Origin of the sequence: Nocardioides sp. zg-DK7169, from assembly GCF_013155365.1 — a bacterium.
GTDB lineage: Bacteria > Actinomycetota > Actinomycetes > Propionibacteriales > Nocardioidaceae > Nocardioides.
Genome location: NZ_JABJRA010000010.1, coordinates 14,034 through 39,518, shown reverse-complemented (window position 1 = coordinate 39,518; position 25,485 = coordinate 14,034). Strand labels below are relative to the sequence as shown.

At 74.0% G+C, this 25,485-nt stretch carries 18 protein-coding genes; 6 read left to right on the top strand and 12 right to left on the bottom strand.

Features of this window, described 5'->3' with window-relative positions; genetic code table 11:
• Genes HOQ23_RS15145 through HOQ23_RS15130 form a run of 4 tightly spaced genes read right to left on the bottom strand, consistent with a single transcriptional unit; the run spans position 1 to position 5,534 of the window.
• Positions 1-1,110, bottom strand: a complete 1,110-nt coding sequence (locus tag HOQ23_RS15145) for a hypothetical protein (RefSeq protein ID WP_172215432.1) — start codon at positions 1,108-1,110, stop codon at positions 1-3.
• Entirely contained in the window at positions 1,107-2,039 is a 933-nt protein-coding gene (locus HOQ23_RS15140; RefSeq protein WP_172215611.1) for a hydroxymethylglutaryl-CoA lyase, read from the bottom strand. Before HOQ23_RS15140 ends, HOQ23_RS15145 begins: the two co-directional genes overlap by 4 nt.
• Before the next feature lie 26 nt (positions 2,040-2,065).
• Positions 2,066-3,946, bottom strand: coding sequence for a biotin carboxylase N-terminal domain-containing protein (locus HOQ23_RS15135; RefSeq protein ID WP_172215431.1), 1,881 nt, complete (start codon positions 3,944-3,946; stop codon positions 2,066-2,068).
• A 4-nt stretch (positions 3,947-3,950) separates the two neighbouring features.
• The gene (locus tag HOQ23_RS15130) at positions 3,951-5,534 is read right to left on the bottom strand and encodes an acyl-CoA carboxylase subunit beta (RefSeq protein WP_367650517.1); all 1,584 of its coding nucleotides are present in this window, start codon (positions 5,532-5,534) and stop codon (positions 3,951-3,953) included.
• Between the two features lie 178 nt (positions 5,535-5,712).
• Here HOQ23_RS15130 and HOQ23_RS15125 point away from each other — a divergent pair, with 178 nt between their 5' ends.
• A complete protein-coding gene (locus HOQ23_RS15125; protein ID WP_172215430.1) occupies positions 5,713-6,669 on the top strand; it encodes an MBL fold metallo-hydrolase in 957 nt (318 codons plus the stop codon).
• A gap of 12 nt (positions 6,670-6,681) precedes the next feature.
• Here HOQ23_RS15125 and HOQ23_RS15120 read toward each other — a convergent pair whose 3' ends face one another.
• Complete coding sequence (locus HOQ23_RS15120; protein ID WP_172215429.1) at positions 6,682-7,182, bottom strand: DUF1648 domain-containing protein; 501 nt, start codon at positions 7,180-7,182, stop codon at positions 6,682-6,684.
• A 179-nt stretch (positions 7,183-7,361) separates the two neighbouring features.
• Here HOQ23_RS15120 and HOQ23_RS15115 point away from each other — a divergent pair, with 179 nt between their 5' ends.
• The 3 genes from HOQ23_RS15115 (at position 7,362) to HOQ23_RS15105 (ending at position 10,383) form a co-directional block, all read left to right on the top strand.
• On the top strand, positions 7,362-8,648 hold the full coding sequence (locus HOQ23_RS15115) for an O-acetylhomoserine aminocarboxypropyltransferase/cysteine synthase family protein (protein ID WP_172215428.1): 1,287 nt from the start codon (positions 7,362-7,364) through the stop codon (positions 8,646-8,648).
• A complete protein-coding gene (locus HOQ23_RS15110) occupies positions 8,645-9,754 on the top strand; it encodes a homoserine O-acetyltransferase (RefSeq protein WP_172215427.1) in 1,110 nt (369 codons plus the stop codon). The genes HOQ23_RS15115 and HOQ23_RS15110 overlap by 4 nt, the downstream gene beginning before the upstream one ends.
• Positions 9,755-9,816: 62 nt before the next feature.
• Positions 9,817-10,383, top strand: a complete 567-nt coding sequence (locus HOQ23_RS15105) for a TetR/AcrR family transcriptional regulator (RefSeq protein ID WP_172215426.1) — start codon at positions 9,817-9,819, stop codon at positions 10,381-10,383.
• A 192-nt stretch (positions 10,384-10,575) separates the two neighbouring features.
• On the opposite strand, the gene HOQ23_RS15100 is transcribed toward HOQ23_RS15105, so the two are convergent.
• Together HOQ23_RS15100 and HOQ23_RS15095 are read right to left on the bottom strand one after the other, a co-directional pair.
• The gene (locus HOQ23_RS15100; protein WP_172215425.1) at positions 10,576-11,310 is read right to left on the bottom strand and encodes an SWIM zinc finger family protein; all 735 of its coding nucleotides are present in this window, start codon (positions 11,308-11,310) and stop codon (positions 10,576-10,578) included.
• Complete coding sequence (locus HOQ23_RS15095; protein ID WP_367650516.1) at positions 11,307-14,192, bottom strand: SNF2-related protein; 2,886 nt, start codon at positions 14,190-14,192, stop codon at positions 11,307-11,309. Before HOQ23_RS15095 ends, HOQ23_RS15100 begins: the two co-directional genes overlap by 4 nt.
• Positions 14,193-14,269: 77 nt before the next feature.
• On the opposite strand from HOQ23_RS15095, the gene HOQ23_RS15090 reads away from it, so the two are divergent.
• Together HOQ23_RS15090 and HOQ23_RS15085 are read left to right on the top strand one after the other, a co-directional pair.
• Entirely contained in the window at positions 14,270-14,758 is a 489-nt protein-coding gene (locus HOQ23_RS15090) for a glutathione peroxidase (RefSeq protein WP_172215423.1), read from the top strand.
• A 108-nt stretch (positions 14,759-14,866) separates the two neighbouring features.
• On the top strand, positions 14,867-16,351 hold the full coding sequence (locus tag HOQ23_RS15085; RefSeq protein ID WP_367650515.1) for a DHA2 family efflux MFS transporter permease subunit: 1,485 nt from the start codon (positions 14,867-14,869) through the stop codon (positions 16,349-16,351).
• A gap of 100 nt (positions 16,352-16,451) precedes the next feature.
• Here HOQ23_RS15085 and HOQ23_RS15080 read toward each other — a convergent pair whose 3' ends face one another.
• The 5 genes from HOQ23_RS15080 to HOQ23_RS21295 all read right to left on the bottom strand — a co-directional run bounded on the left by HOQ23_RS15080 (position 16,452) and on the right by HOQ23_RS21295 (position 25,392).
• On the bottom strand, positions 16,452-17,339 hold the full coding sequence (locus tag HOQ23_RS15080) for an LLM class flavin-dependent oxidoreductase (protein ID WP_172215422.1): 888 nt from the start codon (positions 17,337-17,339) through the stop codon (positions 16,452-16,454).
• 26 nt (positions 17,340-17,365) lie between these two features.
• Positions 17,366-19,480, bottom strand: a complete 2,115-nt coding sequence (locus tag HOQ23_RS15075; RefSeq protein ID WP_172215421.1) for a RecQ family ATP-dependent DNA helicase — start codon at positions 19,478-19,480, stop codon at positions 17,366-17,368.
• 141 nt (positions 19,481-19,621) lie between these two features.
• Positions 19,622-19,924 carry a DUF2470 domain-containing protein gene (locus tag HOQ23_RS15070; protein WP_367650514.1) on the bottom strand — a complete coding sequence of 101 codons (303 nt, stop codon included), beginning with the start codon at positions 19,922-19,924 and terminating at the stop codon, positions 19,622-19,624.
• A gap of 11 nt (positions 19,925-19,935) precedes the next feature.
• Positions 19,936-20,862: an alpha/beta hydrolase gene (locus tag HOQ23_RS15065; protein ID WP_216654275.1), complete on the bottom strand. Its 927-nt coding sequence runs from the start codon at positions 20,860-20,862 to the stop codon at positions 19,936-19,938.
• Between the two features lie 75 nt (positions 20,863-20,937).
• The gene (locus tag HOQ23_RS21295) at positions 20,938-25,392 is read right to left on the bottom strand and encodes a LamG-like jellyroll fold domain-containing protein (RefSeq protein ID WP_172215420.1); all 4,455 of its coding nucleotides are present in this window, start codon (positions 25,390-25,392) and stop codon (positions 20,938-20,940) included.
• Positions 25,393-25,485 lie beyond the last annotated feature (93 nt).

Genomic DNA, 25,485 nt, shown 5'->3' with positions numbered 1-25,485 from the left:
TCAGTCGCGCAGCTTCTCCGCCTGCAGCTTGATCCGGCCCGGCAGCCGCCGGGAGGGGTCGGTACGGCGTACCGCCTCCTCGGTGAGGACCAGCACCGCCTCGAGCGCCGCGTCGAGCTCCTCGCGGGGGCGGGCCCGGTCCGGGTTGCGCCACCGGGCGCCCTCGGCGGGGCGCACCGGGCGCAGGTCGGCGACGTCGCCGACGACGTCGACGCCGCTGGCCTCGATCCAGTCGATCCAGCGCTCGCTGGCCTCCTCGACCCAGTCGAAGTGCTGCGGGCCCAGCCGCACCGGCTGGGAGTCGCGGTGCACGAAGCTGTCCTGCGCGACCAGCTCGCGGATCAACCGGTCGTGGTCGTACTCGCGGCGGGTGGCCAGGCCCATGCGCTTGTTGATCCGGCGCAGCACCTGGGTCTCCGCGACCCCGAGGGACTCGTTGCGCTGCTCGGGGTCGCGCGGCGCCCAGTCCGGGTCGATGCCGAAGACCCGGCAGTAGCGGCCCCACAGGTCCTCGCCGGGCGCGGTGACGGCGTCGCGCTGCGGGACGGTGACCACGTGCACCTGCTCGGGCGGCAGCCCCGCCGACCAGCTGTTGAGCACGGCCGGCAGGTCGAATGCCTGGGCGAAGAACGGACGGCCCTCGCGATAGCTCTTCAGGAACCGCCCGAAGCGCCACGACTGGCCCTGCTTGATGCTCTCCTGCCACGCGGCCGGCAGCTGCCGGGCCAGGTCGCGCGCGGAGTAGACGATGTGGATCTCCGCGCCCCCGGCGCCCAGCTCGCGCTTGGCCTTGGCGATCTTGTCGGCGCTGGCCGGGGCCAGGATCTCGTGGCTGATGACCACGGTGCCGCTGTGGCGGCGCACCCGCTGCACGAGCGCGTCCCAGTTGCCCGACGCGTGCCCGGGCGGGCCGCCCCAGTCCTGCTCGAGCAGGTCGAGCGCGGCGCGGAAGTGGAAGATGTCGGGCCGCACGAACGGGCCGCGGCCGGGGACGTAGACGCCGTGGCCCGCCAGCGAGCGCGCGTTGGCGCCGAGACGCCGCTGGAGGTAGGTCGTCCCCGTCTTCGGTGCGCCGATGTGCAGGTAGACGCGGCGTTTCGGGGAGCTCACCCGCCTGATTGTGCCAGTGCCCGTACGACGGCCGACGGGCTCGGTCGGCCCAGGTGCGCGGCCATCCACGTGCTGGTCGCGACGAGCGCGTCGAGGTCGACGCCGTGCTCGATGCCCAGGCCCTCCAGCAGCCACACCAGGTCCTCGGTCGCGAGGTTGCCGGTGGCGCTGTGGGCGTAGGGGCAGCCGCCCAGCCCGCCGGCACTCGCGTCGAGCGTGGTGACCCCGGCGCGCAGGGCGGCGTGGGCGTTGGCGAGGGCCTGGCCGTAGGTGTCGTGGAAGTGCATCGCCAGCCGCTCCACCGGCACCCCGGCGGCGCCGAAGGCCTCCACCAGCGCGGTCACGTGGGCGGCGGTGCCGACCCCGATGGTGTCGCCGATGCTGAGCCGGTCGGCGCCGAGGTCGAGCAGCCGGCGTCCGACGGCGACGACCTGCTCGACGGGCACCGCTCCCTCCCAGGGGTCCCCGAAGCACATCGAGACGTACGCGCGGACCTCGAGCCCGGCGTCGCGCGCGCGGCGTACGGTCGGCTCGAACATCGCCAGCTGGCCCTCCAGCGAGCGGTTGAGGTTGCGCTGGGCGAAGGTCTCGGTGGCCGAGCCGAAGATCGCGACGTGGCGACAGCCCAGCTCGAGCGCCCGGTCCAGGCCGCGCTCATTGGGCACCAGCACCGGCAGGTCGCGGGCCGCGTCGCCGAGGTCGGCGGTCAGGGTGCTCAGCAGCTCCGCGGCGTCGGCGAGCTGCGGTACCCAGCGCGGGTGCACGAAGCTGGTCGCCTCGACGACCGGCAGCCCGGCCGCGAGCAGCCGCCGGCAGAACTCCGCCTTGACCTCGGTCGGCACCAGCGCGGACTCGTTCTGCAGCCCGTCGCGCGGCCCGACCTCCCAGATGGTCACCCGCTCGGGCAGCGCGGGGTCGCGGACGGTCATCGGCAGCGGTCGCGAACCAGTCGGGGTCACGGCGCTCCCTCCTGTCCCTCTGGTTCCACGTGGAACAACGGCGTCCCGAGCGGGACCTGCGTCCCCACCACCGCGTCGAGGCTCGCGACCGTGCCGGCGAACGGCGCGCGCAGGGTCAGCTCCATCTTCATCGCCTCCATCATGCCCAGCGCCTGGCCCTCGGCGACCTCGTCGCCGACCGCGACGCTCACCTCGAGCACGGTGCCAGGCATCGGCGCGAGGACGATGCCGTCGGCCACGGCGGCGCCCCGGTGGGCGGCATCGTCCTCGGCGAGCACGAACCGCTGGCCGTGCCAGACGACCTCGGTGGCGTGCCGGCCGCGCAGCACCCAGCCGTCACCGTGCTGGAACGAGCCGACCCGCTGCAGCCCCGCCGTACCGGCGGGCGGGGCGCACCAGCCGTGGAAGGAGAGGTCGTGGCCGTGCTCGATCAGCGGCCCGCGGACCCCGCCGAGGCGGAAGCCGTCGGGCTGCCAGGGGCCGCGCGGCTCCTCATCCAGCGCCCGCTGCAGCGCGATGCCGGCGAGCGCGCGGGCCGCCGCGTCGTCGGGCCGGGGCACCTCGTGCCGGTCGAGCCAGGCGGTGTCGACCGCGGCGTCGCGGAACTCCGCGGAGTCCACCAGCGCCCGCAGGAAGCCGGCGTTGGTCGTCAGGCCCGTCACGGCGGTGTGGTCGAGCGCCTCGACCAGCAGCTGGCGGGCCGCCTCGCGGTCGGCCCCGTGGGCGATCACCTTGCCCAGCATCGGATCGTACGCCGTGGAGACCACCTGGCCATCGGCGAGCGCGTGGTCGACGCGGACGAGGTCGTCGGGCCAGACCACGTGGGTGGCCGTGCCAGCCTGCGGCAGGAACCCGCCGAAGGCGTCCTCGGCGTAGACCCGGGCCTCGATGGCATGACCGTCGAAACGGACGTCGGCCTGGGCCAGCGGCAGCGGCTCCCCCTCGGCGACCCGCAGCTGCAGCTCGACGAGATCGAGGCCGGTGACCGCCTCGGTGACCGGGTGCTCGACCTGCAGCCGGGTGTTCATCTCCAGGAAGTAGAACTCGCCCGTGGCCTCGTCGAGCAGGAACTCCACCGTCCCGGCGCCGGTGTAGCCGACGTGGGCGGCGAGGTCGACGCCGGCCTGCCGCAGCCGCGCGCGGGTCTCCTCGTCCAGCCGCGGCGCGGGCGCCTCCTCGAGCACCTTCTGGTGGCGGCGCTGGGCGGAGCAGTCGCGCTCGCCGAGGTGCAGCACGGTGCCGTGGGCGTCCCCGATGACCTGCACCTCGAGGTGGCGGCCGCGCTCGACGTACCGCTCCACCAGCAGGGTGTCGTCGCCGAAGGCACTGCGGGCCTCGCGGGCCGCCGCGGCCCTCGCCTCCTCCAGGTCCGCGGGGTCGCGCACGATGCGCATGCCCTTGCCGCCGCCACCGGCGGCGGCCTTGACCAGCACCGGGTACGCCGTGGGGTCGGTCGGCTCGCCCCGCGGCACCACCGGCACGCCGGCGGCGAGCGCGACCTCGCGGGCGGCGTCCTTGCGGCCCATCGCGTCCATCACCTCGGCGGAGGGGCCGACCAGGGTGATGCCGGCCGCCTCCAGCGCCCGGGCGAGGGCGGCCCGCTCGGACAGGAAGCCGTAGCCGGGGTGGACCGCGTCGGCGCCGGCGGCCTTCGCGGCGGCGACCACGGCGTCCACGTCGAGGTAGCTCGCCACCGCCGTCGCGTCGTCGGCGGCGTGCACGTGCGGGGCGTCGAGGTCGAGGTCGGTGTGGATCGCGACGGTGTGGATGCCCATCCGGGCGGCGGTGCGCATCACCCGCAGCGCGATCTCGCCGCGGTTGGCGATCAGGAGGGTGCGGATCGGGCGCGGTGACTGGGGGTTCGGCTGATGGCTCATGTCCTCACATCCGGAAGACGCCGTAGGAGGGCGCGGGGATCGGGGCGTGGGCGGTCGCCGCGAGCGCCATGCCGAGCACCCGGCGGGTGTCGACCGGGTCGATGATGCCGTCGTCCCAGAGCCGGGCGGTGGAGTAGTACGCCGAGCCCTGCTCGTCGTACTGCTCGCGGATCGGGGCCTTGAACGCCTCCTCCGCCTCTGCCGGCCACTCCTCGCCGCGGGCCTCCAGGTTGTCGCGGCGCACGGTGGCGAGCACCGAGGCGGCCTGCTCCCCGCCCATCACCGAGATCCGGGCGTTGGGCCACATCCACAGGAAGCGCGGGTCGTAGGCGCGCCCGGCCATGCCGTAGTTGCCCGCCCCGAACGAGCCGCCGATCACGACGGTGAGCTTGGGGACCACGCTGCACGCGACCGCGGTGACCAGCTTGGCGCCGTCGCGGGCGATGCCGCGGTTCTCGTACTCGCGCCCGACCATGAAGCCGGAGATGTTCTGCAGGAACACCAGCGGGATGCCGCGCTGGTTGCACAGCTCGACGAAGTGCGCGCCCTTGAGCGCGGACTCGCTGAACAGCACGCCGTTGTTGGCGATGATCCCGACCGGGTGGCCCCACACGTGCGCGAACGCGCAGACCAGGGTCTCGCCGTAGAGCTGCTTGAACTCCGAGAACCGGCTGCCGTCCACGACCCTGCGGATCACCTCGCGCACGTCGTACGGCGTGCGCGGGTCGGTCGGCACCACGTCGTAGAGGGTCTCCGGGTCCTCCGCGGGCTCCTCGACCGGGCGCACCTCCCACGGCGTGGCGGGCGTGGACGGGAAGGTCTCCGCGATCCCCCGCAGGATCGCCAGCGCGTGGGCGTCGTCCTCGGCGAGGTGGTCGACGACGCCGGAGGTGCGGGCGTGGACCTCTCCCCCGCCGAGCTCCTCGGCGGTGACGACCTCGCCGGTCGCGGCCTTCACCAGCGGCGGGCCGCCGAGGAAGATCGTGCCCTGGTTGCGCACGATCACCGACTCGTCGCTCATCGCCGGCACGTAGGCGCCGCCGGCCGTGCAGGAGCCCATCACCGCTGCCACCTGCGGGATCCCGCGTGACGACATCTGCGCCTGGTGGAAGAAGATCCGCCCGAAGTGCTCGCGGTCGGGGAACACCTCTTCCTGCATCGGCAGGAACGCCCCGCCGGAGTCGACGAGGTAGAGGCACGGCAGGTTGTTCTCCAGCGCGATCGTCTGCGCGCGCAGGTGCTTCTTCACCGTCACCGGGTAGTAGGTGCCGCCCTTGACGGTCGCGTCGTTGGCGACCACCACGCACTCGCGCCCCGACACCCGGCCGATCCCGGCGACCACGCCCGCGGCCGGCACGGCGTGCTCCTCCCCCGGCGCGCCGTACATCCCGTACGCCGCGAGCCCGGCGATCTCCAGGAACGGGCTCCCCGGGTCGAGCAGCCGGTCCACGCGGTCGCGCACCAGCAGCTTGCCGCGCGCGGTGTGCTTGTCGCGGGCCGCCTGCGACCCGCCGAGCCGGGCGGTCGCGAGCCGCTCGCGCAGCTCCTCGGTCAGCGCCCGCAGGTCGGGCCGTGCGTCGTCGGTCACCCCGCGAGGTTAGCGAACGTTAACCTCGCGGTCGACCCCCACTTCCTCCGCGAGTCGGGGCTAGTGGTTGCGCGAGTCGGCGCCAATGGCGAATTTCTCCACAGCGCCTGTGGACAGCTTCACCATTCGGGCCGACTCGGCGCACCATTCGGGCCGACTCGGCGTACGGTCCTCAGGCATGCGACTGAAGCCCGGACGGCCCGACCTGCAGCGGTACGCCGCGCGCTTCGACGTCCCCGCATCCGAGGAGCCGGAGCACGGGCCGGCCAGGCCGGGCGCTCGACCGACGATCACCTTCGCGGGGGTGTCCACGCTGCTGATCGACGACGGGGAGACCGCGCTGCTGACCGATGGCTACTTCAGCCGCCCCGGGCTGCTGCGCGTCGGGTTGGGCCGGGTGGCGCCGAACCCCCGGCGCATCGACGCAGCGCTGGGCCGGCTCGGCGTGAACCGGCTCGCGGTGGTCGCGCCGGTCCACACCCACATCGACCACGCCCTCGACTCCGCGGTCGTCGCGCAGCGCACCGGGGCGGTGCTGGCCGGCGGCGCGAGCGCGGCGTACGTCGGGCTCGGCGGCGGCCTGCCCCAGGACCGCCTCCACCAGGTGGAGCCCGGCCGGCCGCAGTCCTGGGGCGCCTTCACGCTGACCTGGGTGGAGTCCGCGCACTGCCCGCCGGACCGCTTCCCCGGGGCGATCACCGCGCCGGTCGTGCCGCCGGCGCGGGCCACGGCGTACCGCTGCGGCGAGGCGTGGTCGCTGCTGGTCGCCCACGCCAGGGGTCGGACCGCCCTGGTGCAGGGCAGCGCCGGGTTCGTCCCGGGCGCGCTGGCCGGCCACCGCGCCGAGGTCGCCTACCTCGGCGTCGGGCAGCTGGGCGTGCAGCCGGAGTCCTACCTCGAGGACTACTGGACCGAGACCGTGCGCGCGGTCGGCGCGCGCCGCGTGGTGCTGACCCACTGGGACGACTTCTTCCGCTCCCTGGAGCACCCGCTCCGCGCGCTGCCGTACGCCGGGGACGACCTGCACGTCACGATGGCCGCGCTCGGCCGGCTGGCCGCCGAGGACGGCGTCGCCCTGCACCTGCCGACGGCGTTCCGGCGCGAGGACCCCTGGGCCGACCTTCCAAGCGACTGACCGGGCCTCAGCTCACATGCCCTCGACCGGGCGGTAGCGCACCACGCTCACCCAGGTCGTCCAGAGCACCACCCCGACGACGAAGACGCCGACGCCCACCATGAACGGCCACCCCAGGCTCGGGTCGTCGCTGCGGGCGGCCGCGACCGTCACCGCCACCGCCCCAGCCAGGAACACCATCACCGCAGCCGCCAGGCCGTACAGGTCCGCGCGCAGCCGGCTCCGCGCCTCCGCCTCCCGCTCGGGCGTGGCCAGCCACCACTCCTTGTGGGGGAGGTTGACCAACCCGGAGCGCAGCGGCAGTCGGTCCATCAGCGCGGCCGAGCCGCCCAGGAGCAGCGCCAGCCCCGCGCCGACCAGCCCGAAGGTCACCAGGGCCTCGGTCCGTGAGCCCCACCGGTCGGGCTCGCCCGAGCCGGCGAAGTGCAGCGGCACCCGCGCCGGCAGCACGGCGGACGCCACCGCGATCGACGCCGCATACACGGCGATGGTCAACAGGAAGGCTCGTCGCATCGCCCCAGCCTCCCGCGGCCGCGACCCGGCGCACCGGGCGGGTCCCGGTGCAGACCGCTCACCCATCGGAACCCCTAAAGTCAACCTTTTTGCTCTACTTTACGCTGGTATCGGATCGAGGTGCCCCCACGACTGCCCACCGGCGGCGGAGCCCCTCCCACAGTCGACCAGGAGCTGACATGACCTACCGCCCCGAGACTCTCGCCGTCCACGCAGGCCAGGAGGTCGCCGACCCGACGACCAACGCCCGGGCCGTGCCGATCTACCAGACCACGTCGTACGTCTTCAACGACACCGAGCACGCCGCGAACCTGTTCTCGCTGGCCGAGCCGGGCAACATCTACACGCGCATCATGAACCCGACCCAGTCGGTGTTCGAGGAGCGGATGGCGCAGCTCGAGGGCGGGGTCGGGGCGCTCGCGACCGCGTCCGGCTCCGCGGCGATCACCTACGCGGTGCTCAACCTGACCTACACCGGCGACAACATCGTCGCGCTCTCCACGCTCTACGGCGGCACCTACGCGCTGTTCGCGCACACGCTCCCGCAGTTCGGCATCGAGGTCCGCTTCGTCGACCCCGAGAAGCCCGAGGAGCTCGCCGCCGCGGTCGACGAGAAGACCAAGCTGGTCTTCGCCGAGACCGTCGGCAACCCCAAGATCAACGTCGTCGACGTCCGCGCCTGGGCCGACGCCGCCCACGCCCAGGGCCTGCCGCTGATCGTGGACAACACCGCGCCCACGCCGTACCTCTCCCGGGTCTTCGACCTCGGCGCCGACGTCGCGGTCCACTCCGCCACCAAGTACATCGGCGGCCACGGCACCTCGATCGGCGGCGTCATCGTCGACGCCGGCAGCTTCGACTGGGCCGCCCACGCCGAGCGCTTCCCCGGCCTGACCCAGCCCGACGGCGCCTACCACGGCGTCGTGTGGACCGAGGCCGTCGGCAACCTGGCCTACATCATCCGGGCCCGCACGGTGCTGCTGCGCAACACCGGCGCCGCCTCGACGCCGATGAACAACTGGCTCTTCCTCCAGGGCCTGGAGACCCTCCACCTGCGCATGGAGCGCCACAGCTCCAACGCACTGACCGTCGCGCAGTACCTCAGCGACCACGACGCGGTCTCCTGGGTCTCCTACCCCGGCCTCGAGGACTCGCCGTACAAGGAGGTGGCGGACCGCACCTTCACCGGCAAGGGGTACGGCGGCCTGCTCAGCTTCGGGCTCAAGTCCGGGCGCGAGGGCGGCACCCGCTTCATCGAGGCGCTGGGGCTCTTCAGCCACCTCGCCAACATCGGTGACGCCAAGTCGCTGGCCATCCACAACGCCACGACCACCCACAGCCAGCTCACTCCCGAGGAGCTCCAGGCAGCCGGCGTGCCCGAGGACATGGTCCGCCTGTCCATCGGCATCGAGAACGTCGAGGACCTGATCGCCGACCTCGAGCAGGCGCTGGCCGCCAGCAAGTGACCGGATCGCTCGGCTACGTCGAGCAGCAGCGGGTCGTCCTCGCCACCGAGGACGACCCGCTGCTCCTGCGTGGCGGCGCCCGCCTCGACGAGGTCGAGGTGGCCTTCGAGACCTACGGCCGACTGTCCCCCGCCCGGGACAACGCGGTCATGGTCTGCCATGCCCTCACCGGGACCGCGCACGCCGCCGGGCTCCACCTCGGCGCCAAGAAGCGCGGCTGGTGGGACAACCTGATCGGCCCCGGCAAGGCGCTCGACACCGACCGGTTCTTCGTGGTCTCGGCCAACCTGCTCGGCGGCTGCTCGGGGACCACCGGCCCGCTCTCGCGCAACCCGGCCACCGGTACGCCGTACTTCCTGGACTTCCCGCTGCTGCACATGAGCGACCTGGTCGCGGTGCACCGCCGGCTGCTCGCGCACCTCGGTATCGAGAGGCTGTACGCCGCGGTCGGCGGCTCGCTGGGCGGCATGCAGGTGCTCCAGTGGGTCATCGACGACCCCGAGCAGATCGACCGCGCGGTGGTCGTGGCGGCGTCCTCGCGGCTGACCCCGGAGAACATCGCGTTCTCGTCGGTGGCGCGCGAGGCGATCATGAACGACCCCGAGTTCCACGGCGGGCGCTACGTCGAGCACGGCACGGTGCCGCGGCTGGGCCAGAAGGTCGCGCGGATGATGGCCCACATCACCTACGTCTCCAACGCCTCGCTGGAGACCAAGTTCGGCCACCGGCGCGACAGCACCGGCGACGACTGGCGCATGGGTCCCGACTTCGCCGTCGAGCACTACCTGCAGCACCAGGGCGAGACGTTCCTGGACCGCTTCGACGCGCTGTCCTACCTCTACCTCACCCGGCTGCTGGACTACTTCGACCCGTTCTCGGACCCGTGGACCGAGGAGCGGCTGCGCTCCTGCTCCACGCGGTTCCAGGTGACCAGCTTCGACTCGGACTGGCGCTTCGACACCGCGCAGTCGCAGGCGCTGGCGGCCGGGCTGGAGCGTTACGGGGTCAAGGTCGACCTCGCCGAGCTCTCCTCGCCGTTCGGCCACGACTCGTTCCTGCTGGAGCCGCCCGGCTACCACGAGCGGATCGCTGCGTTCCTCGACTGAGGCTCCCCCGCCTCGACTGAGCCGCCCGGCGGGGTCGTCGGCGCGGGCGTTACCGTGCAGGGATGAGCAGCACCCCGACGCGTCGCGAGCAGATCCTCGCCACCGCGGCGGAGCTGTTCGCGGCGCGCGGCTTCCACGGCGTACCGGTCACCGACCTGGGCAAGGCGTGCGGCATCTCCGGGCCGGCGCTCTACAAGCACTTCGCGTCCAAGGACGCGATGCTCGCCGAGATGCTGGTCTCGATCAGCGAGGAGCTGCTCGCCGTCGGGCGCGGGCTGGTGGAGGCCGCGAGCGACGCCGACGACGCGCTGGTGCGCCTGGTCGACTGGCACGCCGACTTCGCGCTGCGCCACCGCGCGCTGATCGTGGTGCAGGACCGCGACTGGTCCTCGCTGCCGCCCGAGGCGCGTGAGCAGGTCCGCTCCCTGCAGCGCGCGTACGTCGACCTGTGGGCCGCCCAGCTGCGCGACCTGCACCCCGGGCTCGACCTGGACCGCGCGCGGGCGACCGCGCACGCGACGTTCGGCCTGCTGAACTCCACCCCGCACAGCGGCCTGCTCCCCGACGAGGCGATGCACCAGCTGCTGACCTCGATGGCGCTGGCGGCGCTCAGGAACCCCTCCGCCTGATCCCGCCCCCTCCCACACATTCCGCCGAGTCGGCCCGTGTGGTTGCGCGAGTCGGGGCTTGTGGTTGCCCGAGTCGGGCCTTGTGGTTGCTCCCACCATTGGCGCCGATTCACTGCACCATTGGCGCCGACTCACCGCACCATTGGGGCCGACTCGGCGCACCATTCGGGCCGACTCGGCGAACAGAGCGGGTCAGAGGAGGTGCTCGATGCCGTGGGAGGGGTCCTGGTCGAGGAGCTCGAGGAGGCGGCGAGCGCGCTCCACGGCGTCGATCCCGGTGTCGAGGTCGTGCTCGGCGGGGTCCTCGGCTGCCGCGCCGGGCGCGTCGGCGGAGGGCGCGGCGCCGATGCTCAGGGCGTGCAGGCGGGCGAGCAGGTCCTCGCGCGGGAGGCCGCGCAGGTGGAGCAGGACGAACGGGTCCTCGTCGAGCAGGCGGCCCAGCTGCAGCAGCACCCCGAGGGCGTGCGGGCAGGGGTCGGTCCAGGCGTCGCACGTGCAGCTGGCGCCGAGCTCCCCGCCGTACGGCAGCAGCTCGACGCCCGCCTCCTCGGCGTGCTCGACCAGCGCGTGGGGCAGGTCGCCGGCCAGCAGCGCCGCCACCCGGCCGGACTCGGCGGCGACGGTCTCCACGAAGGCGTCGGCCGCGGCCCGGTCGAGGACCGGCACCGCGCCCACCACCGTCCACGCCTCGCCGTCGTCCTCGACCGCGGCGAGGAAGCCGCCGGACTCGACGGTGATCCGTCCGACCCGGCCCGAGCGCGCGACCGCCCGGCCGGCGACGAGGTCCTCGTCGGAGTACGCCGCCTCCTCCACCGCCCGCAGCCAGGCCCGCCCCCACCAGCTCGCGGTGCGGGTGCCGCCGCGGCGCGCCGGGAGGCGCCGGTGGGTGACGGCGCCGGCGGCGTCCGGGGCGGGCGGGCCGTTCACGGGTCCCGTCGCAGCGTCACGAAGTCGCGCAGCTCGGCGTCGCTGAGCTCGGTGAGCGCGGCCTCGCCGTTGCCCAGCACCGAGTCGGCCAGCGACTTCTTGCGCGCCAGCAGCTCGCCGATGCGTTCCTCGATGGTGCCGACGGTGACCAACCGGTGCACCTGCACCGGCTTGGTCTGCCCGATCCGGTAGGCGCGGTCGGTGGCCTGGTCCTCGACGGCGGGGTTCCACCAGCGGTCCAGGTGGACGACGTGGTCGGCGCGAGTGAGGTTGAGCCCGGTGCCCCCGGCCTTGAGCGAGAGCAGGAACACCGGCACCTCGCCGGCCTGGAAGCGCGCGACCATCGCCTCGCGCTCGCGGACCGGGGTGCCGCCGTGCAGCAGCTGGTGGGCCACGCCGGTGCGGCTCAGGTGGGCCTCGAGCAGCCGGGCCATCGCGACGTACTGGGTGAAGACCAGCACCGCACCGTCCTCGGCGACCACCGTCTCGACCAGCTCGTCGAGAAGGTCGAGCTTCTCGGAGCGCCCGGCGAGGCGCACCGCCCCGGACTGCTTGAGGAAGTGGGCCGGGTGGTTGCAGATCTGCTTGAGCCCGGTGAGCAGCATCAGCACCAGGCCGCGGCGGGTGGCCTCGTCCTCGGCCCGCTCGACGCGCTCGAGGGTGTCGCGCACGAACGCCTCGTAGAGCACCACCTGCTCGCGGGTCAGCGAGAGCGGGTGGTCGGTCTCGGTCTTGGCCGGCAGCTCGGGGGCGATCCCGGGGTCGGACTTGCGCCGGCGCAGCAGGAACGGCTCGATCAGCTCGGCGAAGCGCCGCGCCTTCGCCGGGTCGGTGCCCGACTCGATGCCGGCCGCCCAGGCCCGACGGAACGCCAGCCGGCTGCCCAGCAGCCCGGGCGTGGTCCAGTCGAGGATCGACCAGAGCTCGGTGAGGTCGTTCTCGACGGGGGTGCCGGTGAGCGCGACCCGCGCGGTCGAGCCGATGGTGCGCAGCGCCCGGGCGGTGGAGGTGCGGGCGTTCTTGATGTGCTGCGCCTCGTCGGCGACCACGAGGTCCCACGGCACCGCGCCGAGCTCGGCGGCGGAGGTGCGCATGGTGCCGTACGTCGTGAGCACGAACCCGCCGGTGAGCCCCTCGAGCGTGCGCGCGCCCCCGTGGAAGCGCCGTACCGGCACTCCCGGGGCGAAGCGGTGGATCTCCGCCTCCCAGTTGCCCAGCAGGCTCGCCGGGCAGACCACCAGGGTCGGCCCGCCCGCGGCGCCCGGCTGCCCCTCCCCCGCCGGCAGCTCCTGCTCGGCCCGCTGCTCGGCACGGTGCAGGTGCAGCGCGATCAGGGTGATCGTCTTGCCCAGGCCCATGTCGTCGGCCAGGCACGCTCCGACCCCGAGCGAGGTGAGCTCGGCCAGCCAGGTCAGGCCCTGGAGCTGGTAGTCGCGCAGCGTGGCGTGCAGCCCCGCGGGCGGGGCGACCGGGTCGCGGCGGGTGGCCCCGCGCAGCCGCTCGCTGAGGCCGACGATGCTCGCGCCGACGATGACGGAGGCCTCCTCGACCTCGTCGTCGGTCGCGGGCAGCTGGACGACGCCGGTGAGCGCGGCGGCGATCGCCTCGCCCGCGCTGGCCCGGCGCAGCAGCCGGCGCCGGGCGCGCCGCGCGACGCTCGGGTCGACCACGGTCCAGCTGCCGCGCAGCTTGAGGATCGGGGTGGCGGCGCGCGCCAGCTCGTCCATCTCCTCCTCGGTCAGCGGGTCGCCGTGCAGCGCGACCTGCCAGCTGAAGGTGAACGCGTCGTCCTTGCCGAAGAGCCCGTCGTTGAGCAGGTCCTCCTGCTTCTCGGCGTCGCGCGCCCGGCCCGCGGGCGCGGCGCGGTCGAGCACGGCGCGCGTGGTCAGGTCGCGGCCCAGGCTGCGCGGCCACAGCACGTCGATGCCGCGCCCCCGCAGCGCGGCGACACCGTCCTCGAGCAGGCTGGTGATCTCGTCGGCGTCGAGGGTGATCTCGTCGGGCACCCGTAGCGAGAGGAACCGGTCGAGCACCGGCCACGCCTCCGCAGCGGCGCGCAGCGCGATCATGGCGTGGGTGCGGGCCCGGTCCCCGAACCCGTGCTCGGCCCCGGACTCCAGCCACAGCAGCGCCGCGTCGCACACGTGCAGCGGGTCGCGCTCGTCCTGCACCTGGAGCACCAGGCGGACCGACCCGCCGACCAGCTCCTCCTCGTCGGCCTCGACGCGCAGCGACAGCGTCACCAGCTGCGCCAGCTCGCGGTCCGGAGCGGGCGTGCGGTGCCGCGCGATCCGGGCCTGGAGCCGGGCGCGGAAGTCCTCCACGGGCAGGTCCTCGCCCGGCGGCAGCGGCTCGTCGCCGCCGGACGGCGGGGCCGGCACGGGCACCGCCGCACGCCGCGGCGTACGGCTCGGAGCGCGGCCCGAGGTGCGACGGGGCGGGGCGATCCGGGTGCGGGCGGGCGACTCCGGGGCGCTGCGCGGCATCGCGTCGACGACGGCGGCGACCACCTGGCGCACCACCTCGGCCGCGGTCTCCTCGTCGAGCCCGTCGTGCGCGCGGGCGCGGGCGAGCAGCTCGACCCGGGCCCGGTCGGCCTCGTCGAGCGGCGCCGGACGCCAGCTCGGCGGGACGGTGTCGGCGGGCTCGAAGCGGCCAGCCGCGACCAGCCGCATGCCGAGCAGCACCGCGCCCGCGAGCAGCCCCACGCTGGGGTGGAGGTCCTCGCGCTGGTGGGCCCGGGTCAGCACCGGCAGCGCGGCGCGCATGGGCAGCTCGACGCTGCGCCCGCGCCCGTCGTCGCCGGTGAAGACGACGACCCCCTCGCGGGGCGGCTCGCCGGCACGGAACTCGGCCGGGCCGGTGACGGGGACGAAGCTCACCGGAACGACGGTAGCCGTCGCGACCGACATCCGATCGAAGCGGCCCGGGGCTGGACCGGCCTCACTAGGGTGGGCCCATGAGCATCCTCGACGCCCCGATCGCCCGTCTCGACGGCACGCCGACCACCCTCGGCGAGATCACCGGCGGCAAGCCCGCACTCCTGGTCAACGTCGCCAGCAAGTGCGGCCTCACCCCGCAGTACGCCGGCCTGGAGAAGCTCCACGAGGAGTACGCCGACCGCGGTTTCCACGTGGTCGGGCTGCCCTGCAACCAGTTCATGGGCCAGGAGCCCGGCTCGCCGGAGGAGATCGCGGAGTTCTGCTCGGCGACCTACGGCGTGACCTTCCCGATGACCGAGAAGATCGAGGTCAACGGCGAGGGCCGCCACCCGATCTACGCCGAGCTGACCACCGTGCCCAACGAGCAGGGCGAGGCCGGCGACATCGCCTGGAACTTCGAGAAGTTCCTCGTCGCCGCCGACGGCACGGTCGTGGCCCGCTTCTCCCCGCGCGTCGAGCCCGAGGACGCGAGCCTGGTCGACGCGGTACGCAACCTCGTCTCCTGACGCGGGTCAGGTCCCGGTTTTATTCCCGTCCCGGGCGTGAGGGTTCCCACGCCCGGGACGGGCCGCGGCCCCTCGCCCCGGGGAGGACGGCACACGTAGCCTCCCTCGGTGACCACCGACACCACCCTCCCACCCCCGTCCGGCACGCCCGGCAAGCCCGATCGCCTGGACCGCGGGGTCCTGCTGGTCGCCGGCGTCGTCGTCATCGGCGCCATCATGTCGATCCTCGACGTCACCGTCGTCTCGGTGGCCCTGAAGACCTTCCAGGAGGACTTCGACGCCACCACCGCCCAGGTTGCCTGGACGATGACGGCCTACACGCTGGCGCTGGCCAGCGTCATCCCGCTCACCGGCTGGGCCTCCGACCGGTTCGGCACCAAGCGGCTCTACCTCGCCGCGATCGTGCTGTTCACCGCCGGCTCCGCGCTCTGCGCCGCAGCCACCTCGCTGGAGATGCTCGTCGCCTTCCGCGTGGTCCAGGGCCTCGGCGGCGGCATGCTCGTGCCGCTGGGCATGACGATCCTGACCCGCGCCGCCGGTCCCGAGCGGATCGGCCGGGTCATGGCCGTCATGGGCATCCCGATGCTCCTCGGCCCGATCTGCGGCCCGATCGTGGGCGGCGCGCTCATCGACTCGCTCAGCTGGCACTGGATCTTCCTGATCAACGTGCCGATCGGCGTCGCCGCGGTGATCTACTCCGCGAAGGTGCTCCCCGCCGACAACCCGACCCCGTCGGAGTCCTTCGACTGGCTCGGCATGGTGCTGCTCTCCCCCGGCCTGGCGCTGTTCCTCTACGGCATCTCGATGATCCCGGAGACCGGCACCGTCCAGGACGCCGAGGTCCTGGTGCCCGCGTTCGTCGGAGCGCTCCTGATCATCGCCTTCGTGCCGTGGGCGCTGGCGCGCCGCAACCTGCACCCGCTGGTCGACCTGCGGCTCTTCGCCAACCGCAACCTCACCGTCGCGGTGCTCGCGATGTCGCTGTTCGCGATCGCCTTCTTCGGCGCCAGCCTGCTGTTCCCGCAGTACTTCCAGAGCGTGCGCGGCGAGACCGCCCTCGCCTCCGGCCTGCTGCTCGCCCCGCAGGGCATCGGCGCGATGCTGACCATGCCGATCGCCGGCGCCCTCAGCGACCGGATCGGCCCCGGCAAGATCGTGCTGGCCGGCGTCACCACCATCGTCATCGGCATGGGCCTGTTCGCCACGCTCGACGCCACCACGTCGTACTGGTTCCTCGGCACGGCGCTGTTCATCCAGGGCCTCGGCATGGGCGCCACGATGATGCCGATCATGTCGGCGGCGCTGCAGACGCTGCGCGGCGCCACGATCGCGCGTGGCTCGACCCTGCTCAACATCATCCAGCAGGTGGCCGCCTCGATCGGCACCGCGATCTTCTCGGTGCTGCTCACCAACGGCGTGAAGAACGACGTCGACCTCACCGGTGCGAACCCGCTCGCCGACCTGGCCGGGGTCTTCAGCAGCACCTTCTGGGTCGCCACGGTGATGATCGCGGTCGTGCTGGTCCCCGCGTTCCTGCTGCCGCGCAGGAAGGCGGACGCGCCGGTCGACCCGGCGCTGATGATGGGTCACTGACCCAGCGGTACGGCGGGCCCGGCCCGCGCGCAGCACGTCGACGAGGCGGTCACCCGGCAGGGTGGCCGCCTCGCGGCGTCCCGGAGCGAGCGAGCGCTGGTCAGCCGCGCAGCCCGGGCAGCACGTCGCGCGCGACCGCCTCGAGGACGTCGACGCTGCCGACGTACGTCGTGTCGGCCCGCGGCCAGTGGGTGACCAGGTCGGTGAAGCCGAGCTCGCCCAGCCGACCGGCCAGGTCGGTGAAGAACCCGACGCTCGACAGCGCGAAGCGACCCGCGTCGGACAGGTGCGGCGAGGCGTCGGTGATGACGTAGCGACGCACCGTCGCCGGGTCCCGCCCGGCGTCCTGCAGCGCGGCGGTGAAGGTCTCCCCCGCCCGCGCCAGCCCGGCGAACCACTCCTCCAGGCTCACGCCGCCCGCGGGCCCGGTGGTCACCCAGGCGTCGCCCGCGCGCGCGGCCAGGCGCAGCGAGCGGGGGCCGTTGGCCGCGACGAGGTACGGCGTGCGGTCCAGGCCCCCGACGGTGCGCGCCTCCTCGGTGGAGAACCACCGACCGCGGGTGGTGACCCGGTCGCCCTCGCGCAGCCGGGTCAGCACCTCCACGAACTCGTGGAAGCGGTCCACCCGCTCGCGCAGGCCCATCGGCGCGCCGCCGAGCACCCGGGAGTCGACGTCGCCGCCGGCGCCCAGACCGAGCACGAACCGGCCGTCGGAGACGTCCTCGAGCACCTGGGCGTCGCGGAAGAGCTGGTAGGGGTGGCGGAAGTTGGGCGAGGAGACCAGGGTGCCGAGCGTGATCGTGGAGGTCACTGCCGCGGCCGCGGCGAGCAGCGGGGTGGCGCCGCCCCAGCGGGCGTCCGGGAGCCCACCCCAGACCAGGTGGTCGTAGGTCCAGGCGTGGTCGAAGCCCATCTCCTCGGTCGCGCGCCACCGGTGCCGGGCCTCCGACCAGGGGACGTCGGGCAGCAGGGCGAGTCCGATGCGCATGGACCGAGCCTAGGGCCCCGGCGCGGCTAGGACTCCGTGCCGAGGGCGAGCGGGTGCACGGCGCTCGCGCCGGCCCCACGCAGCGCCCGCGCCGCGACCGTCATCGTCCAGCCGGTGACGACCAGGTCGTCGACCAGCAGCACCGAGGCGCCCTGGAGCGCCGCGGGGTCGTCGAGCACGAGGTCGTAGCGCCGCGCCACGGCGGCCACGCGCTGGGCGGAGTTCATCGCGCCCTGGCGCGGCGCGATGCCCGGGTCGGCGATCGCGAAGCGGCCCACCACCGGGACCCGCAGGTAGCGCGAGAGCCCCGCGGCGAGGTCGCGCACCAGCTCGGGGCGGCTCGCGGACTCGAGGTGCACGATCGCATCGACCCGGGGGCGCCAGTCGCCGAGCACGTCGACGACCGCGCGCACCAGCGGCACCGGCACCGGGCCGTCGTGCGCGCCCTGCTCGGGGTCGACCCGGAACAGGTCGCGCAGCGACTGCCCGTGGCCGAGGTCGGTGAGCCGGGCGACCACGCGCCCGGGCTCGGCGCCGTCGGCGATCTTGCCCTTCCAGTCCAGGCCGAGGTTGGCCAGCGCGGTGGGCCACATCTTGCGCGGCTCGAGCACCACGCCGGGCCGCGAGAGCCGCGCCTCCGCCTCGGCCACCGCGGTCTCGGACACCTCCGCCGAGACGGTGAAGCCGCCGCAGTTGTCGCAGCGCCCGCACGGGGCGGCGTCGGGGTCGTCGAGCTGGGCGCGCAGGAACTCCATGCGGCACCGGTCGGTCGCGATGTAGTCGAGCATCGCGCGCTGCTCGCGCTCGCGGGCCTCCGCCACCCGGCGGTAGCGCTCCTCGTCGTAGGTCCACGGCTGCCCGGTGGCCTCCCAACCGCCCTTGACCCGGCGTACGGCGCCGTCGACGTCGAGCACCTTGAGCATCGTCTCCAGCCGGTTGCGGCTGAGCTCGACGTAGGTCTCCAGCGCGATCGTGCTCATCGGGCGCCCGGCGCCGGAGAGCACCTCGAGGGTCTGGCGGACCTGGTGCTCGGGCGGGAAGGCCAGCGAGCCGAAGTAGGCCCAGATGTCGCGGTCCTCGGGGGCGGGGAGCAGCACCACGGTGGCCTCCGCCGTGCCGCGCCCGGCACGGCCGACCTGCTGGTAGTAGGCCACCGGGGAGTTCGGCGCCCCCATGTTGACCACGAACCCGAGGGTGGCGTCGAAGCCCATGCCGAGCGCGCTGGTGGCGATCAGCGCCTTGACCCGGCCGTGGATCAGGTCCTGCTCGAGGGCGTTGCGCTCGGTCGGGTCGGTCTGGCCGGAGTACGCCGCGACCGCGTGCCCGCGGCTGCGCAGGTAGTCGGCGATCTCCTGGGTCGCGGCCACCGTGAGGCAGTAGACGATGCCGCTGCCCGGCTGCTCGGCGAGGTGGTCGGCGAGCCAGGCCAGGCGCTGCTCGGGGGTGCGCAGGCGCACCACCGCCATCCGCAGCGACTCCCGGTCGAGGGTGCCGCGCAGCACCAGGACGTCGCTGCCGAGCTGCTCGGCGACGTCGCCGGTGACCCGCTCGTTGGCGGTCGCGGTGGTCGCCAGCACCGGGATCCCCTGCGGGAGGTCGCCCAGCAGCGTGCGGATGCGGCGGTAGTCGGGGCGGAAGTCGTGGCCCCAGTCGGAGATGCAGTGCGCCTCGTCGATCACCAGCAGGCCGCAGGTGGCGGCCAGGCGCGGCAGCACCTCGTCGCGGAAGCCGGGGTTGTTGAGCCGCTCGGGGCTGACCAGGAGCACGTCGACCTCGCCGGCGCGCACCGCCTCGTGGATCGGGTCCCAGTCCTCGATGTTGGTGGAGTTAATGGTCACCGCGCGGATCCCGGCGCGCTCGGCCGCCGCGATCTGGTTGCGCATCAGGGCCAGCAGCGGAGAGACGATGACGGTCGGCCCGGCGCCCTGGGAGCGCAGCAGCAGGGTGGAGACGAAGTAGACGGCCGACTTGCCCCAGCCGGTGCGCTGCACGACGAGGGCGCGCCGGCGGTGCACGGCGAGCTCCTCGATCGCGGACCACTGGTCCTCGCGCAGCACCGCGTCCTCGCGCCCCACGAGGGCGCGCAGGTGGGCCTCGGCCTGCTGACGGACGTCGGTGGCGGCTGCCGCGGAGGTGCTCATGCGACCTGTCTACCAGCGGCCCCGGACAGTGCCGACGTCCGCTCCGCCGTCCTCCACAGCCGGCGTACGACGCGTCTCAGTGCTGCGTCCCAGTGCCGGGTCCCAGTGCTGGGTCCCAGTGCCGCGTCCCACTGCTGGGGGTCAGTGCTCCGGGCGGCGCTCCACGCCGAGGGCCGCGCACGCGGCGTCGTACAGCGCGACGACCTCACGGCGGATCTCCGCGCGCTCGGTGATCGGGGCGCCCGGCCAGGGGACCTGGACGTCCTGCTCTCCGGCCGGGGTGGTGGCCCGGAAGTGGCCGCTGTCCCCGTCGGCGCCGGTCATCACGGCGGCGGCGGCGTGGGGCTGCGCGAAGGCGCGCACGATCAGCAGGCTGTCGTCGGTGTGGTCGTCGTTCATGTGCCGGCAGACGGCCTCGACGACCTCGGCGGGAAAGGTACTCACGGGCACGCAGCCTACGCGGGGGCGCAGGCGAGCGACTCCACGACGTGGCGCACCAGCACCCGCCGCGCGGCCCGCCCCTCCGGCACCGGCAGCAGCGGGTGGACGTGGATCGCGCCCGCCTCCTCGTGCAGCTCGACGGGGACGCCGGCGTCCCGCAGCCGCTCGGCGAGCAGGCGGGTGTCGGGCAGCGTGATGTCGCGGGTGCCGACCCACAGCCCCACCGGCGGCAGCGCGGCCAGGGCCTCGTCGGTGGCCAGCACCGGGCTCACCCGCGGGTCCGTGAGCGGCAGCACGCCGGCCCAGGAGCGCGCCACCGCGTGCAGCGCCGGACGGGCGAGCCAGGGGTCGTGGGGCTCGACGGCCTCGATGCCCGGGTTGCCCATCCGCAGGTCGAGCCACGGCGCGACCAGCGTCAGCCCGCGCAGCAGGCCGGCGGGCGCGGGGCCGTGGTGCAGGGCCAGCGCGAGCGCCAGGCCGGCACCGGCGGAGTCCCCGGCCAGGTGCACCGGGCGCCCCTCGGCGAGCAGGCCGGCGAGCACCGCCCCGGTCAGCCGGAGCGCGTCCTCGGCGTGGTGCTCGGGCGCCAGCCCGTAGATCGGCACCACGACCTCGACCCCGGGACCGGCACCCGCACCGGGCGCGGCGGCCAGGTCGGCGACCAGCGACCAGTGCTGGCGCACGATCTCCCCGACGTAGGCCCCGCCGTGCAGGTAGACGACCGCCGGAGCGCCCGGCGGCGTGCCGGGGGCGCGCACCCGGTGCACGTCGTACCCCTCGACGACGTCGGTCTCGACCACACAGGTACGCCGCAGCGAGGACGGCGGCTGCGAGGGCCCCTTGGGCCGGGACAGCAGCGCCGGGCCGCCGTCGGGGTCGGCGAAGCGCCGCCGTCGCGTGACGCGCATCAGCGTCCCCACCGCCCTCATCTGCCACGACACGGGCGCAGCGTAGCCGCAGCACCGCGGGCGGCCGCGTCCACGACGCGACCGCCCGCGGCGGTGGGAGGGTGCGGGTCAGCGCACCACGGTGAGGCGCACCGGCGAGGACGCGCTGGCCTTCACCTTCGCGTTGCCCTGGTAGCGGGCCCGGACCTGGTGCACGCCGGGCTTGAGGCCCTCGAGGCGGACCTTGACCACGCCCTTGCGGGCCGCGCCGAGGCGCACCGTGGTGTGGGTGCGGTTGCCGACCTTGACCACGACCTGCCCGGTGGGCGTGCGCTCGCTGCTGACGCGCACGGTGAGCACCGCGGCGCCGCCCCGCTTGATCCGCGCGCGGTTCAGGCCGACCTCGACCGAGGAGGCGGCCCGCGTCTGCTCGGCGGCCGCCGGGGCGACCTCGAAGCCGGCGGAGCGCGCGACCACCGGGTCGTTGCCGACGACCTTGGCGCTCACCGTGACGGTGAGGGTGGTGCCGAGGTCGGCGCGGGTGAGCACGTGCTCGGTCCCGGTCGCACCGTCGATCGGGGTGCCGTCGCGGAACCACTGCACGCGCATCTCGGCGCTGTCGTTGCCGCTCCACTCGCCCATGCTCACGCGCACCGGCTGGCCCACGGTGGGCCGGTGCGTGCCGGGCGCGGAGATGACCGGGCGCGCGGTGCTGACCGGGGCCGGGGGCGCGACGACCTCGACGGTGCGGGTCAGCGTCGCCTGGTTGCCGTTGGCGTCCGCGACCGCGTAGACGAGCGTGTAGACGCCGAGCCGGGTGGTGTCGACGGTGCCGACCACCCGGATCTCGGAGGAGACGTCGCCGTCGGTGGCGTCGGTGGCCGTGACGCCGGCCAGCGCGTCGAAGACCGCGCCGTGGGTGAGCGTGGTCTGCGCCTCCGCGGTGATCACGGGCGCGGTGGTGTCGGTCCCGGCCGGCTGCGCGGTGAATACCGACATCTGGCCGACCTCGCCCTGCACCTCCTCGCCGGTGCCCGCGTCCACGCTGGTGGAGTACCAGGCGTAGCTCTCACCCGCCTCGAGGCCGCGCCACACGACGCTGGCCGGCCAGCCCGAGCGGGCGGTGTCGACGCCGATCACCTCGTCGGTGGGCTCGATGACCGTGACCGCGTCGGTGGCGAAGCTGGTGGTGCGGGTCTCGAGCTGCACCGGCAGGCGGAAGTCGTCCTCCTTGCCGTTGTAGCGCGAGCGGTCGTCGTACTCGGTGGCGCCGAAGTCGTCGAGCAGCGCGGAGTAGGTGTCCACGCTCATCTCGGCGCGGTCGACGTCGATCTGCAGGAGCCGGAAGAACGAGGAGCCGAACTGCAGGCGGGCGTCGGGGTCGTAGCCGCCGATCTCGGTGAGCCCGAGCTCGTCGGTCGGCACCGTGTAGAACTGGTAGTCCGCCAGCAGCTCGACGACGTTGTTGTGCTCCTCGCCGAGGTCGCGGACGACCTCGATGTTGACCCCGTGCTCGTGCCCGGAGAGCACGAGGAACACGTTGGGGTTCTTCGCCGCGACCTGGTTGCGCACCGCGTTGCCGTCGTAGGACAGCCCGGCGCCGCGTCCGTCGGGGTTGGTGCTCGGCGTGGTGTGCGCGTGGGTCTGGACGATGGCGTTGCGGTCGCGGTACTGCTCGAGGATCCGGTTGGCCCAGGCGACCTCCTCCGCGTCCACGCCGAAGCCGAGGTTGACCACGACGAAGTCGAGCCCGGCGGCGCTGAACAGGTTGAAGGAGTTGGCGTTGTCGCCCGGCTTCCACGGGTGGTAGCTGGCGTCGTGGGTGCGCCAGCCGGTGCTGCCCTCGCGCTGGGCGAGGTCCTGGTAGCGCTCGGGACCGAAGTAGTCGTTGTAGAGCGCGTCCGGGCCGTTGTCGGTGGCGTAGAGGTTGTCGTGGTTGCCCGGGAGGACCGAGTTCACGACCCCGGCCTCGTCGAGGATCTGCTGGGCCTGCGAGGCGACCTCGAACTCCTTCATCGCGTTGGCCCGGTAGCCGAGGTCGCCGCCGCGGCCGGCGGTGAACCAGTTCTCGATGAGGTCGCCGGTGTGCGCCGCGAACGCGATCTTGCGCTGCTCGGCGTTGTCGGCGATCCACTGCGTGATCGAGGTGTAGGCCTCCGCCCAGGTGGCGCGCTCCTGCGGCGTCTCCTGCTCGACCGCGCCCTCGGAGAGGTACTGGGTGTCGGTCAGGTGGGCGATGGCGAAGTCGTAGTCGTCGGGGCTCTCGAAGCCGTCCGCGACGGGCTTGTCGAGGTCGTCGGCGAACGGGTCCTCGCCGGTGACGAGCACCGGTACGGCGCCGTCGACCACCCACTCCGGGTCGACGCTGCCGGTCAGGGACACGCTGCCGGTCGCGACCCCGCGCGCGGAGTCGAGGGAGGCCCACCGCGAGCCGTTCCAGACCCGCAGGTGCACCTCACGGGTCGGGTCGACGGTGCCGGTCCAGGAGACCTCCTGCGCCTCCGTGCCCGCGCCGCTGGGGACGTCGAAGCGCTGGTAGGAGATGGCGGCGGCCTCGGGGCTGGCGACGGTCACCCCGTCCTGGGGCGCGAGGCCCGTGTCGATGCGCTCCACGTCGCGGCCGGTGAAGTCGCGCGTGGTCGGAAGCTTCGCGAGGGTGCCCTGGGTGCCCTGCTCGGCGACCACGACGGTGCCGGCGCGGAAGGTCGTGGTGACGTCGCCGCCGCCGGGGTTGGTGGCGACCGCGGCCAGGGTGACCGCCCCGGCGCCCTGCTCGGTCTCGGTGCCGCCGGCGACGGGGATGTTGGCCGAGGTGAACTCGATGCGCTCGGCGATCACGTTGCCGAAGTGGTCGGTGCCGTCGACGGTGATCGCGTGGGTCCCGGCGCGCAGACCGGCGCCGATGCGCTGGCCGGGCTCGATCCGCTCGCCGTCGAGGGCGTAGACGACGTCGCGGCCGGCCGCCTGGGCGTTGGCCAGCTCGACGGAGAAGCGGGTGGCGCGGTGGATGCGGGTGCCCGCGGCCGGGGTGGACGCGGTCACCCGCACCAGGTCGTCGCCGTCGCGGGAGCCGAAGGTCTGGTGCTGGAGCGCGAGGACGTCGCGCAGGTCGAGCGCGTCGCTGAAGATCCGGGCCGCGGCGATGTGGGCCGGGGCGGTGAAGCTCGGACGGTTCTTCGCGGCGTCGCCGCCGACCACCATCATCCAGGCGGTCGGGTCGGCCGGGCTGGAGACGGCGCCGGTGGCCTGCTGCTCGGCCACGAGGGTGCCGTTGACGTAGAGCTTGACGCTCGCCCCGTCGTACGTGCCGACCGCGTGGACCCACTGGTCGGTCTTGGCCAGCCGGTGCTTGGTGCTGCGGTAGGCACCGCCGATGTGGGGGTTGAAGGAGAGCTCGTCGCCGTAGAGCGCGATGGCGAAGCCGCCGGACTCCTTGGCGCCGCACAGGTTGCCCTTGTCCTCGGCGCCGTTCGCCTGGAACTCGTCGGCGTCGTACTTGAACACGCACTCCAGGCTCATCGTGTTCTTGATCTGGTCGTACTGGGTCTGCGTCCAGGGGAAGTAGTACGCCGAGGAGCCGTCGAACCGGCCGACCTTGCGCCCGAGCGGCGCGTAGTCGACGACCGCGGGCGCGCCGAGCTCGCGGACCTCGATGCCGCTGGCCTGGTCGGTGACGCGCTCGCCGGTGAAGTCGACGTCGAGCACGTCGGCCTGCGGCGCGTCCGGGACGACCGTCGCGTCGGTGGCGAGCTGCGCGGCCTGCTCGGCGCTGAGGGCGCTGCTCCACACGCGGGCGTGCTGGAGGGTCGCCTGGGCGCGGAAGTTCACCGCGTCGCCCGGCTGGGTGTCGCCGCCGAGGACGAGGGAGTCCGCACCGGCGGAGGGCGCCTTGTAGGCACCGGTCGCGGCGACCCGGCTGACCGCGGCGCCGTCGACGTAGAGCACGAGCTCCTGGGTGTCCCAGGTGACCAGCGTGTGGTGCCACTGCCCGGGCGTGAGCGGCGCGGAGACGTTCTTGTAGCCGCCGCCGATGTGGGCCATGAAGGTCAGCCCCGCCTTGTTCGCGACGGTCGCCAGGCCGCCGGCCTCCTTGGCCCCGCACAGGGCGCGCTCGGAGGTGGGGTTGGTCGGGGCGTCGTAGCGGAAGGTGCACTCGATCGCGAAGCCGTCGGCGATCTTGGCGTGCTCGGCGCGGAAGGGGTACTTCAGCGCGTCCTCGACGCCGTCGAGGGAGACCACCGCGCGGGCGCGAGCGGCGTCGGAGGTGAACCGGGGCTCGCCGAGCACGGTCGGCGCGATGCCCTGGGCGTGGTCGGTCGGCGTGCCGTCGCGCAGGTCGACGTCGAGGACGTCGGCGCGCGGGACCTCGACGCGGGTCGCGTTGCCCGCGGGGGCGGCGGGGGCCGGGTCGGCGGGGGTCGGCGGGGCGGCCAGCGGCGAGGCCGGCAGCGACACCGCCGACAGGGAGGAGGCCGGGACGACGGCGGCTTGGGCGAGACCCGGGACGAGGGTCACGGTGCCGGTGAGGACGGCGCCGGCTAGCCCGGCGGTGGCGGCCCGACGGGCCGTGCGGTGGATGCGCAAGGGGTTCTCCGTGTGATCGAACTCAGTGGGTCGCCTCATCCCAGCGAGCCCGGGCGGCCGGTCCCCGTACGCCGGGTGAACGGCGCGGGGCGC